The sequence below is a fragment of the Cellulophaga sp. RHA_52 genome, assembly GCF_007827205.1.
In the GTDB taxonomy this organism is placed as follows: domain Bacteria; phylum Bacteroidota; class Bacteroidia; order Flavobacteriales; family Flavobacteriaceae; genus Cellulophaga; species Cellulophaga lytica.
Genome location: NZ_VIRZ01000001.1, coordinates 3,324,926 through 3,342,995, shown reverse-complemented (window position 1 = coordinate 3,342,995; position 18,070 = coordinate 3,324,926). Strand labels below are relative to the sequence as shown.

8 protein-coding genes are annotated in these 18,070 nt (G+C 31.2%); 7 read left to right on the top strand and 1 reads right to left on the bottom strand.

Features of this window, described 5'->3' with window-relative positions; all coding sequences use genetic code 11:
* The first annotated feature begins 319 nt into the window (after nucleotides 1-319).
* The 4 genes from JM80_RS14690 (at nucleotide 320) to JM80_RS14675 (ending at nucleotide 10,781) form a co-directional block, all read left to right on the top strand.
* Nucleotides 320-4,036, top strand: a complete 3,717-nt coding sequence (locus JM80_RS14690) for a two-component regulator propeller domain-containing protein (RefSeq protein ID WP_144710795.1) — start codon at nucleotides 320-322, stop codon at nucleotides 4,034-4,036.
* A 179-nt stretch (nucleotides 4,037-4,215) separates the two neighbouring features.
* The gene (locus tag JM80_RS14685) at nucleotides 4,216-7,287 is read left to right on the top strand and encodes a TonB-dependent receptor (RefSeq protein ID WP_144710793.1); all 3,072 of its coding nucleotides are present in this window, start codon (nucleotides 4,216-4,218) and stop codon (nucleotides 7,285-7,287) included.
* Between the two features lie 21 nt (nucleotides 7,288-7,308).
* Nucleotides 7,309-8,895 carry a RagB/SusD family nutrient uptake outer membrane protein gene (locus JM80_RS14680; RefSeq protein ID WP_089118696.1) on the top strand — a complete coding sequence of 529 codons (1,587 nt, stop codon included), beginning with the start codon at nucleotides 7,309-7,311 and terminating at the stop codon, nucleotides 8,893-8,895.
* 131 nt (nucleotides 8,896-9,026) lie between these two features.
* A complete protein-coding gene (locus tag JM80_RS14675) occupies nucleotides 9,027-10,781 on the top strand; it encodes an alkaline phosphatase (protein ID WP_089118695.1) in 1,755 nt (584 codons plus the stop codon).
* Between the two features lie 59 nt (nucleotides 10,782-10,840).
* Here JM80_RS14675 and JM80_RS14670 read toward each other — a convergent pair whose 3' ends face one another.
* Nucleotides 10,841-11,452 (bottom strand): RNA polymerase sigma factor, encoded by a 612-nt coding sequence (locus JM80_RS14670; protein ID WP_051983486.1) that lies wholly within the window; start codon nucleotides 11,450-11,452, stop codon nucleotides 10,841-10,843.
* 110 nt (nucleotides 11,453-11,562) lie between these two features.
* Between JM80_RS14670 and JM80_RS14665 the strand changes: the two genes are divergently transcribed.
* The 3 genes from JM80_RS14665 to JM80_RS14655 all read left to right on the top strand — a co-directional run bounded on the left by JM80_RS14665 (nucleotide 11,563) and on the right by JM80_RS14655 (nucleotide 17,992).
* Entirely contained in the window at nucleotides 11,563-12,738 is a 1,176-nt protein-coding gene (locus JM80_RS14665; RefSeq protein ID WP_013622007.1) for a FecR family protein, read from the top strand.
* 100 nt (nucleotides 12,739-12,838) lie between these two features.
* The gene (locus JM80_RS14660) at nucleotides 12,839-16,453 is read left to right on the top strand and encodes a SusC/RagA family TonB-linked outer membrane protein (RefSeq protein WP_255436824.1); all 3,615 of its coding nucleotides are present in this window, start codon (nucleotides 12,839-12,841) and stop codon (nucleotides 16,451-16,453) included.
* A gap of 12 nt (nucleotides 16,454-16,465) precedes the next feature.
* Nucleotides 16,466-17,992 carry a RagB/SusD family nutrient uptake outer membrane protein gene (locus JM80_RS14655; protein ID WP_089118692.1) on the top strand — a complete coding sequence of 509 codons (1,527 nt, stop codon included), beginning with the start codon at nucleotides 16,466-16,468 and terminating at the stop codon, nucleotides 17,990-17,992.
* Nucleotides 17,993-18,070: the final 78 nt, after the last annotated feature.

The window sequence follows — 18,070 nt, the reverse complement described above, 5'->3', positions numbered from 1 at the left end:
TAACAAAACAATATTTGTAACGTTATTTAAATTTCTAGTATAGATAGTTTAGACTCTGGTATAGTAATATAAGCCAAAAAGATAGTTATTGTTCCTAATAAGAACTTTATACATTGTTTTTTGTAAAAATATTATAAATTTCACAACTTTATACTTCTTGTTTGGTATTTGACTATAAATAAACATTTCACACTATAGTAATTTACCATAAACATTACTTTGTAACATTAGATACTAATATTAAATAAAGGTTTTGTTAATCTAAACCTAATATTAACTTGACCTTGGTAGGGTATTTTAGCTGTTTGTAAAAATGGCGATGAAAACGAAATTTTATATAGTATACCTCCTGTTATTAGCTTCTTTGTATGGCTACTCTCAACAATTAAAGTTTATAAATTATACTACAGACCAAGGATTGTCTAATAATTCTGTTTTAGATATTTTAAATGATGACGATGGCGGATTGTGGATGGCCACTTGGGACGGACTTAATTATTTTGACGGTTACACATTTACCACTTTTAAACATGATATTAATAACCCAAAATCTTTACCAAGTAATTACCTTACCAGTATAGAAAAAGATAAGGATGGTTTTATATGGACCTTTAGTAATGAAGGATTAATTAGTAAATATGTTGGTAATAATGAGTTTCATCATTATAAATTTAACCAGCGTCCAAGGGCAATGTACGCTTCAACCAGCGGTGTTATAAATGTTTTGGTTGGAGAAAAAATATATAAATACAGTAATGGTAATTTTGTTGAAGGCGCAGATGGCACCTCTAAAAACAATCAAAAAAAAGAATTTAAAAAAATACTTTTAGCCAAATATCCTCATTTAGTTATTAATGATGTTTTAAAGGATAAGGAAGGTAATTTATGGTTTGCAACGTTTAAAAACGGAATTTATATTATACCCAACCACATTAATAATTTAACTACAAGTTTAATACATAACTATACATATGATGCTTACACACCTTATACTTTTTATAGTAATGAGGTAACATCATTAAACCAAGATGTGTATGGCAATATATGGTTAGGCCAAAAAGATGGTGGCTTAGCTATGGCATATTCGGGCTCTCAAGAAATATCTTCTGTTATACCGCATCCTAATAGGTTTCCTCATTTACCAGTAGAAACTACAAGGGCTATTACTAAAGATGTAGCGGGTAATATTTGGATAGGGTATTACAACAGCGGATTGTATCATTATAGTGAAAAAACAAAATGTTATGTAAAGTTCCCTGTAAAAGAATCTAAACAAAACGAAGAGTGGGAGCGTGTAAGGTCTCTTTATACAGCTAAAGATGGTAGTATTTGGGTAGGTACATATGCGGGTATTTTACGTATTAAAAATAATAGTTACACAACTTTTGAAGCTGCTAACATACCAGAACTACCAAATAACAGAAATTATTCTTTTTATGAAGATGATAACCATACAATATGGATTGCCTGTTGGGGTGGTTTGGCTAAGTATAACTTAAAAACGCAGCGTTTTACAAAATTTAAGGGGCAAGATAAATTTAAAAATTACAATATAAGAAACATTAAAAAAGATAAAAACAATTTAATTATTGCAACCGAGCAAGATGGTGTTTTTATTTTAGACCTTACCACAGGTAATTACAAGCAGTTAACCAAAAAAAACGGAATTTTAGGTAATAGTGTTTATTCACTTTTTATAGACCATGATACAAACAACTATTGGATAGCATCATTGGGAGGCGTTACGGTGTACAACACAAAAAAAGGAGTTATAAAAAATATAACAGATGCAAATGGCTTACCAAGTCATATGGTTTATGGCGTTTTAGACAACCAAAACCAAATGTGGGTTAGTACAACAAAAGGAATAGCTGTTATAGACAAAAATACTTACCAAGTAACACCATTTAACCCAAAAGAAGGTTGGCAAGCACCAGAATTTTCTGAAGGAGCCTACTATAAAGACAACAAAGGATTATTATTTTTTGGTGGTGTAATAGGGCTTAATTACTTTAATCCTAACGCGCTAACTATTACACCTAATACAGCTAAGTTAAAAGTGCAGGTAAATAGTATACCTATTACTACAAATAAGGCAATTAGTAAAAAACATAGCAACAATACTATAAATGTAACAGTTACGCCTATAGTATTTCCGGTAAAAAAAACAAGCAGTTACTATTATAAACTACGTGGTAAAAATACTGACTGGATTTTAGCAAAAGGAAAACAAAATATTGTATACCAAAATTTGTCCTCTGGGGATTATACTTTTTTGTTAAAAAATAACCTAAACGATACACCAAAAGAGGTTTTTAGTTTAAAAATTGAAAAAGCATTTTACGAGACTATTAGTTTTTTTATGTTACTGTTACTTTTAATAGTGGGTATTGGTTTGTTGTTTATTTATTTAAAAAATAAAAGTACAAAGGCAAAACATAAAAAACTTGAAGAGCAAATTGTAGCAAGAACAAAGCTTATAGAAAAACAAAAGCAAGACTTGTTAAAAATTAATACTGAGTTAGATGATAAAAACCAAGAAATTATTCAGCAAAAAGAAAAACTTTTAAGCTTACATAACAATTTAAAAAATCAAGATTTTGAGGTAGATAAGTTTAAAACCTTTGTACTCACACAATTTCAGCAGCCATTATCTATAATACTAAAAATGGCACATGAGATTAAAAATAATCAGGAACCTAAAACAGAAATTCTACAGCAATCTGGTAAAATAATAGATTTAATATCAGAATGGAACTATTTAGATCATATTAAAGAGTTAGGAGAAGTGCGGTTAACTTCTGTTAAATTACTACCTATTTTAAAAGAAATAGCTAACAATGTAAAAGAAAAATTAAAACAGAACAGTGCAAATTTTAATGCACAAATAGACAAGAGTATAAATTGGGTTGAGGTAGACTTATTAAGATTAAAACTTTTATTAAAATATATTTTTAATGATATAGTAAAATACTCAGAGGCTAGTAGCTTGTTAGATGTAGCTATTGTTTTACAAGAAAATACATTGCAATTTACAGTAACGTCTAACAGTACAGTTTTACAAGGTAATGTAAAAAATATTTTAAATTATAGTCCGTATTACAAGGCTTTTTTAGTGCTAATTAAAGATCTTAACGGTACTTGTAATTTAAACAATGCAGACTACTTTAGCTTTAATTTTTCTTTACCAGTTATTGTAATGCAGAACAATACAAAGGCAGTAGAAACCATTTCCTGGAAACACTTAGATATAAAAGAAAAGCTTCCGGTTAATAAAAATAAAATTTTAGTTTTTACTGCAGCTTCAAATTTTAATATTTCAAATCAGCTACTACAAAATACAGATAATTACTTATTGTTTGAAGATGTAGTAACCAATTTATCATCAGCCTTAAAACAATTACAGATAGATGTTTTGGTGTTTTATCAAATAGGATTTACTAAAGAAATAGCCTATTTTTTACAGAAGTACAAAGAAATTCCTAAAAAGGATAGAGTTCCGTTAGTATACGTATCAGAAGAAATTAACTATGCATTACAAGAAACCTCTTTAGAATTTGGTATAGACGTAGTTATTCAATTGCCAGCAAGTAAAACTTTTATCAGTAATAAAATTACGTCTTTAATAAATAGGAGTACAGGTCGTGGCCAAAACAAGTTTCAGCAAGAAATTTTTAAAATTCTTACAGAAGAAAATGACCTACAGTCTAGCAATGAAAAACTTTTAAAACGCAGTTTAGAAATTATAAAGGAAGAATTGTCTAATCCATCCTTTAATGTAGAAAAACTAATATCTATTTTAGAAATATCTAGAATTAAATGTTACAGATTGTTTAAAGAACAGTTGGGGCAATCACCATCAGACGTTATAACTTCTTTGCGTTTGCAAAAAGCAGAATATCTACTTAAAAATAAAAAGTTTAATATCTCAGAAATTGGTTTTGAGTGTGGTTATAGTGACAGTAAATATTTTGGTCGCACATTTAAAAAGCATTTTGGGGTAAGTCCTAAAACCTATAAGGAGCAAAAAATATAAAATGTATTGTTTGTTTAGGATTAGCTCTATGTTAGGTTAATGTTACTGTAACAAAAGTCCTATTTTTTGATGCTCAAATAGCACTTTTTGTACTAATTGTCCGCTTGCATGAAACAATTTTACCCCCTTTAAAAAACACCACACAATACATTTGAGAAAAACAAAAACTATAAATTAAAATGAAAAAATTATACTTTTTTCTAACACTCAGTTTAGGGTGTTTATCTACCATGCTAGCGCAGGTAACAGTAAAAGGCACAGTGGTGTCTAACGCAGACGGATTACCAATATCTGGTGCCGCAGTAACTATTAAAGGTAAAACTACAACAGGTACTGCAACAGATTTTGATGGTAACTTTACTTTACAGTTAAAAGAAGAAAATGGAGTATTGGTAATATCTTCATTAGGTTTTGCTAGTAAAGAAGTTGCTTATAATGGTAACCAAACAATTGCTGTAAGTTTAGATGAAGCAACAAACTCTTTAGATGAGGTTGTACTTATAGGTTACGGATCTACTAAAAAAGGAGATTTAACCTCGGCAATTGGTACTGCGGCAAATGTGGGTACAATAACCAGTAGGCCTGTTAGTAACTATAAAGAGTTTTTACAAGGTAACATTGCTGGTGTAACCGTATTAAGCTCTGGTGGTGATCCAACAAGTACAGCTAGTATAAAAATTAGAGGTATTGGTACATTAAATTCGGAGTCTCCTTTAGTGGTTGTAGATGGTTTACCATATAGTGGTCCAGAAATTAACCCTAATGACATTGCGTCTATATCTGTATTAAAAGATGCTGCTTCTGCTGCAATTTATGGTGCACAAGCTGCATCTGGTGTAATTGTGATAGAAACTAAAAAAGGAAAAACAGGAAAACCTAGGTTAAATGTTAACTACTATACCGGTATAAAAACAGCATCTAATTTGCCAACACCTTTAACTGCACAGCAACAGTCAGAGGTTTATAACTTAGCAGCAGATAATGCAGGTGTGCCAAGACAATCTGCTCATGACGCAGCGCAAAACCCATACGGACAAGTAAATCGTACAAATTGGATTGATGCTATTTTTAGAGATGCAACTGTAAATAACTTAAATGTAGATTTAAGTGGAGCAGGAGAAAAATACAATTACTATACTTCTTTTGCTTTTAGAGATAGAGAAGGTGTGTTAGAGGATACTAGTTCTCAAAACTATAGTTTAAGGCTAAAATCTGACTTTAACATTACAGATAAAATTACAGTAGGTGAAAATATTTATTTCTCAAGAGATGAAGCTTACGGTACTAATACAGATAATCCATATTCTGGTACTATAATAAACGCAATTTATATGCCATCTGCATCACCAACACGTTATGAAGATGGAAGTTTTGCAGGTGTTGTACCAGAAAACTTATCTCAGTTTGCAGGTGCTTACGGAGATGTTTACAACCCATTAGCTTTATTGTTAAGACCAACAAAAGAGTCTCCTAAAACATTTATAAATGCAAACGTATATTTTAAGTATGATTTGTTAGATGGTTTAGCATTTAAATCAAGCTACTCATATTCTTACAGAGATAATAAAACAAAAGAGTTTTATCCTCGTGTACCAGAGTTAGGCCGTAGTAATAGTCAAAATTCATTATTACAAACAAATACTACTCAAAATAAATGGATTTGGGACAACCAACTTTCTTACAACAAGTCTTTTGGTAACCACAATTTAAATGCAACAGCAATTTATTCTGCTCAAAAAACAAAAGGTGACTATATTTCTTTACGAGGTACAGGGTTTTCATCAGAAGAGCCATTTAACCAATACATGCAAAATGCAGAGTTGTTAAATAAACCAAGTAATAACCCTTTTGAGGAAGCTTTAACTTCTGCAATTGGTAGGGTTATGTATAACTATAATAATAAGTATTATATATCTGGTAGTATACGTACAGATGAGTCTTCTAGATTAGCAGTAGAGAACCAGTCAGATACTTTTACATCTGTATCTGCAGGTTGGAGAATTTCTAACGAGTCTTTCTTTAATATAGATGCAATAAACGATTTAAAATTTAGAGCATCTTGGGGAGAAATAGGAAACATACAGTCTATTAGTGGTTATTATCCTTTTGATGTTCCTGTAGCTAGTAGTAACGTAGTTATGGGAGAAAATGGTGCTTATTTTGATAATGTTGGTAGCTACGTACAAAGAAATGCAAACAGAAATTTAAAGTGGGAAACAGCAGAGTCTTTAGATTTTGGTTTAGATGCATCTTTATTTAACAACAGTTTAAGCTTAACTGTAGATTATTTTGAAAAAACAACCAAAGGAATGATTATTCCTGGTTTAGCAGATATTAACCAAGGTATATCTCCTGCAGATGTAAATGGAGGACAAGTAAAAAACACAGGTTTAGAGGTTTCTGCTACTTATACAAATACAAACGGAGCCTTAAATTATAGTATTAATGCCAATGCAACAACTATTAAAAATGAGTTAGAGAACTTAGATGGTTACGCATCTATTGGTCAGGATGTTTTTTATCATACAGACAATGTAAGAAGCGTATTAGTTCCTTACCAAACACAAGTTGGTGGTGCATTATATACGCCATATTTAATTCCGCAATTAGGCATATTTAATACACAAGCAGAAATAGATGCTTATACTAAAGATGGTAACTTAATACAACCAAACGCAAGGCCAGGAGATTTTAAATTTCAAGATACTAATAACGATGGTAAAATAGGCTCTGAAGACCGTAAGTATTATGATGCTTACCAACCTAAAGTAACCTATAATTTGGGTGCAAACTTAGACTACAAAGGGTTCGATTTTAATGTTATTTTACAAGGCGTAGCAGGTGTTAAGGCTTTTAACGGTTATAAATTTACAACCTATAATGGCGCATTATCTGGGTATAATTTAGATAACAGAGTTTTAGATGCTTGGTCACCAACAAATACAGATACAGATATTCCTATTATTTCTACAAAGGATGATAATAAAAACTTTGGTACTGCATCTAGCTGGTATTTAGAAGATGCATCATACTTACGTATTAAAAACGTAACCTTAGGATACACTTTTAACAATAAGGTAATGGATAAACTATCTAAAGGTTCATCATTAAGAATGTATGTGTCAGGAGAAAACTTAGTAACGTTTACAAAGTATACAGGTTTAGATCCAGAAGTAGGTGGTAAAGGATTAGATATTGCTAAATATCCTGTAGCAAAAACATTCACATTAGGATTATTACTGTCATTATAATCACACTAAAAAAAGAATACAATGAAAAATACATATAAAAAATTAGGATTAATTGCTTTGGGTGTTTTAGGGTTAAACCTAACCTCTTGCTCAGACGATTTTACAAACTTAGAGCCTTTGGGTAAGGTGTCTAACGAGAGTTTCTGGAAAACAGAAACAGATGCTGTACAGGCTGCAAATGGTTTATACTTATTAATGTCTGACCAAGAAATGTTTGGTAGAGGTTTTTTCTGGTACATTAACGCATCTGATGATATGATTACAGGTCGTATTAAAGCCACAGCAGATGTTATAAAAGATTTTAATATTGATGGTAGTGAAGGAAGTTATACCTCTACTTGTTACACAAAATCTTACCAAGTAATAAGACGTGCAAATGATATTTTATTAAACGTTCCAGAAATGGAAATATCAGAAAGTACTAAAAACCGTGTTCTAGGTGAAGCGTATTTTATGCGTGCCTTTAGTTACTTTTGGGTAGCACATACTTATGGTGATGATGTAAATGGTGGTGTGCCAATTATTACTGTAGATAATATGTTTGATGAAGGAGGTAGTTACGCAAGACCTGCTTCTGTTGTAGAAAACTACAAGCAAATTGAAGAGGATTTAAAAAAGGCAGCAGAATTGTTACCGTTGTTTACAGATTATAGTGCAGAAGATTATGGTCGTCCTCATAAAGATGCAGCCTTAGGTTATTTAGCTAAAACAAACTTATACTGGGCAGCTTATGATGCATCTAGGTATGCAGAAGTTGTAAAATATGCAGATGCAGTTGCAACATCTGGTTCAGGAAGAGCTTTAATAGATACAGACAATCCAGAGGTAGATTACAGAGAGTTACACAGTCATTTAAATAACTGGACAAGCGAGTACATTTGGTCTGTAAACTCTGGTGTAGACCGTGGTAGTATTTTATCTGGTGTAATGTTAGAAAACAAAGGCTGGGGTAAATACAACGGTTGGGGTTATTACACTCCGTCTGAAGGGTTGTATAATGAGTATGAAACAGGAGATGTACGTAGAGGTGTTACTATTTTAAATTTTGGTGATGAATTTAAGTACTTTGGTGAAGATAAAAGATACCAATCAGAAAATTCAATCTCAGGTTTCCAGTTTAACAAATACATGTATGAGTTTCAGTTTGAAAACCCTATTGGGCAATACGTAAATTCTAACGGAGATAACCCAACTACCGTTTACAATGTACCATTAATGCGTTATGCAGAAGTGTTGTTAATGAAAGCAGAAGCTTTAATTGCAGATGGTAAAAACGGAGACGAGCCACTAAATATGGTTAGAGATAGAGCCGGTTTAGCACCAATAACAAATGCTACTATGGAAGACCTTAAACATGAACGTAGAGTAGAATTAGCAGGTGAATTTGCAAACAGACATTTTGATTTGGTACGTTGGGGAGATGCGGCTGCTACTTATGCAGAACCTATTTATGGAAGAATTTACACAGACAGGTCTAACCCAGATTCTCCATACACATCAGAAATAGTGTGGCCTGCCAGAAATTTTGATGCATCTTATATGAATGTGTGGCCTATACCAAATACTGTTATAGAGTCATCTGGAATACCACAAAACAAAGGTTGGTAAATAAAAGTAAGTTTCAATTAGTTTTTTTAACAAGAAAAGGGTGCTGTAATTGCGCAGCACCTTTTTTATAATATACTCATATGTTCACATTTAAGAAAAAATGTATCATTCTTGTCGTTAGTTTTTTTTCTATGATTTCTTTTGCTCAAAAAGAAAATCAAATTCTTATTCATTCTCATAATGATTATCTACAAAATGTTCCATTCTGGAATGCGCTATCTAGCGGAGCCAATATTATAGAGGCAGACGTTTGGTTAACAAAAAACAAATTGTTTGTAGCCCACACAAAAAAAGAAATAATACCAAACAATACGCTACAAAGCTTGTATTTAGACCCTTTGCAACAAGCTGTAAATAACAAGCAGTTAACAACATCTAATGTAATTTTAATGATAGATGTTAAATCTGATGCAGAAAAAACAATTCAAAAAATTATAACTGTATTAAAAAAATATACAGTATTAACATCACATAAAAATATTAAGTTTTTAATATCTGGTAACAGACCTAAACCAAGCACGTATTACACTTACCCAAGTTATATTTATTTTGATCATCAAGAGTTAAACAATACCCTATCTCCTAAAAACTGGGATAAAGTTGGTATGGTTAGTACAAGTTTTAAAAAATATTCTGTTTGGAACGGTAAAGGAAGATTAACACATACAGATTATGATGTGGTAAGCAACGTAATTGCTTCAGTAAAAAAGCTAAATAAACCTTTTAGGTTTTGGGCTACACCAGATTCTAAAACAGCATGGAGAACATTTGTAGAGATGGGTGTAAATGTTATAAATACAGATATGCCGTACAAATGTGTAACTTATGTAAAAACATTAAATAAACGTACATTAACAACACAATCCTTATCAAAAACTTATATACCTACTTATGTTTCTGATAAGAAAAACAAGCCCATAAAAAACGTTATTTTAATGATTGGTGACGGTATGGGCTTGTCTCAAATAACGGCAGCAACAATTGCAAATAAAGGGCAATTAACACTTACGCAGTTAAAATCTGTTGGGTTACTAAAAACCCAATCTGCAGATGATTTAGTTACAGATTCTGCTGCTGCTGGTACAGCTATTGCTACAGGGCAAAAAACAAACAACAGAGCTATTGGCACAGATGTTAATGGTAAACCATTACCAACTTTAGTAGAAGTATTAGGTAACGCTAATTTTTTAACAGGTATTATAACTACAGATAAAATTACAGGTGCAACACCTTCTGCATTTTATGCAAAGGCAATAGATAGAGATAATACAGCACAAATAGCAAAAGATTTATTAAAAAGTAATCTTAATTTTTTTGCTGGTGGCGGGGCTAGTTTGTATAAAAATTTACCGCTAGAGAAAGAATTTACTATAGTAAATGATGTTTTAAAAGTAGGGGAGAACACGTCAAAAAAATTAGGAGTTTTTTTAGCAGACAAAGGAGTGCCATCGGTTATGGATGGTAGAGGTAACTTATTAGCGCAAACAACTAAAGAAGCATTATCTTTTTTAAACCGTAAAAGCACCCCATTTTTTTTAATGGTAGAAGCTGCACAAATAGATTCTTTTGGGCATTTTAATAACACTAAAGGCATTATAACAGAGACTATAGATTTTGATAAGGCTATAGCAGAAGCAATAAAGTTTGCAGATAGTAATGAAGAAACCTTAGTAATTATAACTGCAGATCATGAAACATCTGGTTTTGGTATTGCAAGTGGTAACGGTAACCACCAAAAAGTAGAAGGAAATTTTATAACTCATGATCATACTGCTACAATGGTTCCTGTTTTTGCGTACGGACCAAAGTCAAATAATTTTACAGGAGTTTTTGAAAACACAGAGGTGTTTTATAAAATATTAGAGGCATTAGAAGTAAAAAAATAGTTTTTTAATATTTCGTTTTTTAGTTTATTAGGCGTGGCAAAAGTTTTTTGTTGCGCCTTTTAACTTTTAAAAAGCAGTACTCTTTTTAGTTTTAAGATAGAAAAATATAAAAATAAATTACTATCCTTTTTCTTATTAATCTTAGTACGTAAAATATAAAAAGCCTTAGTTATTTGGGCTTCTACTGTTTTTATAGAAATATTTAAATACTCTGCAATTTCTATATTAGTTAACCCTTCTTGCTTGCTTAATAAAAAAACATTTTTACATTTAGGTGGTAAATTTTGTATTTCTTGTTTTACCTTTTTTATAAGATTATCAAAGGAGACAACATCTGTTTCTTCTACCAAATGGTGTAAAGCATCTAAATACTTTTTTTCTAAAGGAAAAACATTTTTTTGTTTTCTATAATGATCTATAAACTCATTATATACAGATTTATACAAAAAACTCTGTATAGAAAAATTGGCCTTTAGCTTGTCTCGCTTGCGCCAAACTCTCATAAAAACATTTTGCACAATATCTTCTGCCTCACTACGGTCATGTGTAAGGTTAAGCGCATAAACGCAAAGTTTCTGGTGGTAATCATTAACAAGCTTGTTGTATGCAGAAGTATCTCCAGACTTAAGTGCATTTATAAAATTAATGTCGCTATTTAATGGGGGACTCATATAAAAAGACAATAATTGGTTAAATATGTTGCCAATATATAAAAAACTTTAATAAAATGTTAGGGTTAAGTAAAATGTATACGTATTAAAGTATATATGTTAAAAATATAATGAAAAAGAAAATAACAAAATTAGATAAGTTAATAGCTAAGTACCTTACTAGAGAGTCTACTAAAAAAGAGCTCGATGGTTTAGAGGAGTTACTTAATAACGACTTAAATAATGAAAAGTTTCTAAAGGAATATATAAAAATAAATGTTGTATCAGATTATGTATTACAAAAGTTTAATACAGAAAAAGCAAGGCAACAATTGTTAGATACTATTAAAGAAGATAAAAAGAAAGCAAAGCAAGCTAAAATTTTTACTTTAATAAAATATTCCACAGCTGCAGCTGTAGCGGTACTTGTAATGTCTGGTATATTTTTTAAAACATCTTTATTTAATAAAACAGGAGCAGAGCCAGTACAAGTATCACATAATATAAAAGTGGGTTCTAATAAAGCAACTCTTTCTTTAGAAGATGGCTCTTTAGTAGTTTTAGAAAATGGTAAAGAGGTTAACGTTGGTAAAGCAAAAAGCAACGGAAAAGAACTTAAATATACAGCCGGCAGAAAAAAAGGTAAAACTATTTACAACTCTTTAACTATACCGCGTGGTGGTGAATATGCATTGCAATTGTCTGACGGAACCAAGGTTTGGTTAAATTCAGAAACAAAAATAAAGTATCCGGTATATTTTAAAAAAGGAATGTCTAGATCTGTAGAGTTGGTTTATGGCGAGGCTTATTTTGATGTTTCACCTAGTGAAAACCATAACGGAGACGGATTTAATGTTGTTACCAACCAACAAAACATTGCAGTTTTAGGAACCGAGTTTAATATTAAGGCTTATAAAAATGAAAACTTTATCTACTCTACCTTGGTAGAAGGTAGAATTATGCTAGAAAACGGATCTTATAAAGCAGATATGCAGCCAGGGCAACAAGCAGTAATAGCAAATGGTATTGCTGAAAAAGTAGAAGTTTACAATGTTAATGTAGAAAATGAAATTGCTTGGCGAAAAGGTAATTTTAACTTTAAAAATAAATCATTAATAGAAATAACAAAGGTATTGTCTAGGTGGTATGATGTAGATTTTGTAATAGAAAATAAAGACCTAGAAAATATTAACTTTAAAGGAGTACTGGGCAAAACACAGGATATAGAAACAATTTTACAAATTATTAAAAACACAAGTAACATAAATGCCTATGAAATAAAAAATAGAATTATTTACATAAAATAAAGGGAACAAAGTTTATACCGTCCAAAGAATAACACTTTATCCCCCATTTTGTATTGAATCTCGATTAATTAAGTAACTAACCAAAAAAACACTCAAATTTATGAAAATTAAATTAATGAATGTTCTCTTCTGCTATAGAAGAAAACTAATGATGAAGATTATGAAAGCTATTATCTTTTTATGGTGTACCGCAATTTTTAGTTTTACCACTACAAATTCGTTCTCACAAAACGCTAAAATCAGTATTAAAGAAGATGCTGTTGTTAGTGTAGATATGGTTTTTGATATTATAATGGAACAAACCGACTATAAGTTTATTTATAGTGAAGGTTTTTTTGATGCTTATCCAAAAGTGGTGCTACATAAAGGTATCATAAAGGCTAATGCATTATTAGATAAAACACTAGAAAATAGTGATGTGTCTTATGAGTTTTTACCAAACAAAACAATTGTAATAGTAAAAAAACCTGGCAATTCATCTATTAATCAGCAATTACAAATAACTGGTAAGGTGTTAGATGAAAATACGTTACCATTATTAGGTGTAACAATATTAGTAGAGGGTACAACAAATGGTGTTACTACAGATTTTGATGGTAATTACTTAATTAAAGCCAAAGCAGGTGATGTATTAAGTTTTTCTTACGTGGGTTATCTTACTCAAAAAATAAAGGTTAAGGAAAATGAAAGTGTAATTAATGTAGTTTTAAAAGAAAACGTAAATGTTTTAGATGAGGTTACAGTAATTTCTACAGGTTATCAGCAAATCTCAGAAGAGAGATCTACTGGTGCTTTTGAGACAATTAAAAAAAGTCAATTAGAGAAGCCGGCATCTAGCATATCAGAAAGATTAGTTGGTATGGTTGCGGGTTTACAAAGTACAATTAATTCAGATGGTAGTATAGATTTTCAAATAAGAGGTCAGTCTAGTTTATTTGCAGACCAACAACCTTTAATTGTTTTAGATGGCTTTCCTATAGAAGATGGTTTTGAAACTATTAACCCTAACGACGTAGAAAGCATTACTGTTTTAAAAGATGCAGCAGCAGCATCTATTTGGGGAGCAAAATCTGCAAATGGTGTAATTGTTGTAACAACAAAAAAAGCGAAACAGGGTAAAACAACAATATCTGCTAATACATTTATTAAAACATCTAGCAAGTTAGACTTAGACTATATTATTGCATCTGCTCCGGCAAGTGATATTATTGCTTATGAAAAACGTTCTTTTGATTCGGATTTCTTTGGTAGTATTATTGGCGGACCTCAAGGAGGAACAGTTTTTAATTTACAGGCATATTCATTGCCTTTAACAGCAATGAACGAAGCTCGTTTAGGGAGAATTACTAATGAAGAAAGAGATGCTCAATTAGCTGCTTTATCTGGTTTAAATAATAGAGACCAAATAGAAAATTATTTGCTTAATGCACCAATAACAAAGCAGTATAACATAAGTGTAGCAGGAGGTAGTGAGACTATGAAAAACAACTTGTCATTATTGTTTGAGGATAGCAGCACTTTTTTTCAAGGAGATGAGCAAAATAAATACCTTATAAACTATACCAGTAAAATAAAAGTAAATGATAGGTTAGATTTTGATTTTGCGGGTATGTTTCAGTACAGAGATGTAAGAAATAACTCTGGTACGCAAAATATATATGGAGAAGGAGATATGCTTAGTACAATAAGATCTTTAGCTCCTTGGGATATGTTGGTTAATGAAGATGGTGGTTATAATGATTTATCATACCTAAAATATTACCAACCAAATTTTGATATGTTTGTGCCTACAGAAGCTTTTCCATATTCAGATTGGTCTTACAACCCAATTACAGAAGTAGAAAACAGAGATTTTTCTACAAAAAGTTTAAATACACGTATACAGGCAGGTTTAAATTTTAAAATTATAGATGGCCTTTCTGTATCTTCTAAAATACAATATGAAATTTTTAAGACTAACGTAGATAATTACTATAATGAAAAAACGTTTGATGTTCGTCAGTTTGTAAATGAAACATCTGGTTGGAATTACGATTATAATACCGTTCCAACACAGAATGTGCCTACAGGAGGTGTTTTAAAAAAATCTGAAACAACAGTAAATTCATATAACTTTAGAAATCAGTTAAACTTTAATAAAACATTTGCAGACAAGCATACTATAAGTTTTATAGCAGGTACAGAGCTGTCTAACAGAGTAACAACTAGTACAATACACCCAGATTCTTTTGGTTATAATGATGAAACTTTAGCATCATCAGAACTATTAAATCCTGTAGAAACTGCAAGTATGTGGAATGGTTATCCATTACGTTATGCTAGTTTCTTTTATCCGTTTAATATAACACCAACAACTACATACCAAGAGTATACAAACAGGTTCTTTTCTTTGTTTGGTAACTTAGGGTATACTTTTAATAACAAGTACACTGTAACAGGTAGTTACAGAACAGATGCATCAAACCTAATAACAGATGACCCTTCATTTAGGTACAACCCTTTTTGGTCTGTAGGTGGTAGTTGGAAAGCGCATAAAGAAGACTTTTTAACTGGTGCTACTTGGTTAAACAGGTTAAACCTTAGAGCAACATACGGTTTTAATGGTAATGTAGATAGGTCTACTTCTTTTAAACCATTAATTAATGTAAACCCATCTTTAAATGTGTTTACACAAGAAAATACGGCAACTATTTCTAGTTTTGGAAACCCAACACTTAGATGGGAAAAAACAAAAACATTAAACTTTGGAGTAGATTTTTCATTATTTAGAAGTAAACTTTTTGGATCTGTTGATGTTTACAATAAGCAAAGTTTTGATTTAATTGTGGATCAATCTATAGCATCTGTTAATGGTACAACTAACCAAAAGTTTAATAATGGAGAAATGCTTAATAAGGGTATAGAGGTTACTTTAGGTACAACATTACCAATAAAAAATAATGATATTGTTTGGTCTGGTTCTGTAAATTTTGCACACAATAAAAACGAAATAAATAGTTTTTTTAAAACCAATTACCAATCTTATGAATTATATGGTGGTCCTACAACATCTTATGTAGAAGGTTATGATGCAAATACTTTATGGTCTTTTCAGTACGCAGGTTTAACCAATGTGGGGTCAGAAGCTAACCCAGTGCTAAAACCATCTGTTATTGGAGAAAACGGAGAAGCTGTTACAGTAATTAATTTTGCTCAAGGAGACTCTAGAGAGTTTATGAAAGCACAAGGTACACTTGTGGCTCCTACAACTGTAGGTATGAGAAACTCTTTTAAAATTTATGATTTTGATTTTTCATTTATTGTAACAGGTAAATTTGGTCATGTGTTTAAAAGACAAAGCTTTAATTACCCAAGTCTTATAAGAGGTAATTCTCAAATAAATGAAAAATATAGTGAGGTTGTTAATGGAGACCCAAACAGCATTATTCCTATTCCTGAGGAAGAAGGTAGATACTATTTTTATGATCGTTATTATCCTTATATGGATTATTTAACGGAAGATGCATCACATATAAGATTTCAAGAAATAAGTTTATCATACTCTTTACCTTCAAAAGTTACTCAAAAAATGGGTATTAATAGTATGCGTTTTTATGCACAAGCAAACAACGTAGGTACTATTTTATTTAATGATTTTGGAGAAGATCCTGAATATCCTAAAGGAGGTTTACGCTTGCAGAGCTCATTAACTTTTGGATTAAATTTTAACTTTTAAATTAAGGAAACTATGAAAATTTATAAATATATATTAGGCATTGTATTAGTAGGTGCTTCTGTTAGTTGTAATGATTTTTTAGAGGAAAATCCTTCAAAATCAACATCTGTAGTGCCAGAAACTATAGACCATTTAGAGAGTTTGTTAAATGACTATAACACTTTTGCAACAGAAGGTGCATCTGAATTAATTTTTGGAACAGACGATTTTGCACTAACCACAGATTTGTTTGATGGTATACCGGCTTCTATATCAGCAACAAATGTACATTATGCCACTTGGGATACAGAATATTTACCCACTACAACTAGACCATATTGGCCAGAAGAGTGGAAAAAAATATTTACAGCAAATTTAATTTTGCAAAATGTATCAGATGTTTCTGGTTCTGAAACTCAAAAACAACAATTAAAAGCCGAAGCTCATTTTATAAGAGCGTATAGTTATTTTCAAATGGCAAATATTTACTGTTTGCCATACACTAATGGCAATAAAGCAGAGTTAGGCTTACCTTTAAAACAAACAACTAGTTTTGAAGAAAATATAGAAAGGGCTACTTTAGAAGAAACTTATGCCCAAATAGAAACAGACTTACAAATAGCTTTAGAGTTAAATAAAGATTTAGAGGTTATTAATGGTCAAAACAGAACTTGGAGAGCAAGTACAGTAGCCGTTTTAGGTTTTGCAGCTAGGTATTATTTAGCATTAAATGATTACACTAAAGCACAATCTTATGCAGAAGACGCATTAGACTTGCATAACTTTTTAAGAGATTATAATACAGATATGAGTTTTTCTACAAGACCAAGTCCTGTAACTATTTTTAACCCAGATCCTGAGGTGGTAAATATAGATTATCCTTATACGCATGACTTGCAAACTATTCCTACAGATAAGTTAGAGTGGGGAGAATCTTACTACTACAGATATTTAAATAATGGTTCCTGGAACTATTACCCGTCAACAGAGCTTTTAGGTATTTATGACCAAGATTATGACTTGCGTTACAAATATCATATTGTAGAAGATTATACGTATGATAGAGGAGCAGTAAACCCTGCATTTAGTTACCCTGGTTATATTTTCTTTTTTAAGTCAGATATTTTAAGTGGCCCATCTGTACCAGAAATGTTATTAATAAAAGCAGAATGCCAAGTAAGACAAGGATCTTGGGCAGACGGTATACAAACTGCAAATATTTTAAGAGGATATAGAATAGATGCAAGTGCGCCTGCCAATGTTAGAGATTTATCTGCAACATCACAAGAAGATGCTTTAACTAAAGTATTAGAAGAGCGTAGAAGAGAAATGCCTTTTGTGCATAGGTGGTATGATATTAGGAGGTTAAATAATAACGAAGTAGCTACTGATGATGTTACTTTAAGTAGAACTTTTTACCCATATACCGGTGGTACAATTTTATCATCAGAAACACCTATTAATTTTACATTAGATAAAAATTCTAGAAAATTTGCTCGCCCAATTCCAGAGACAGATATTATAGCCTCTGGCGGTGTTTTAAAACAAAATCAATATTAAAAACAAGCAAAGGGAGTAGCCTTTTTGGTTGCTTCCTTTTATTTAATGGTAAAGGCTACTTATATGTGCAAAACATAA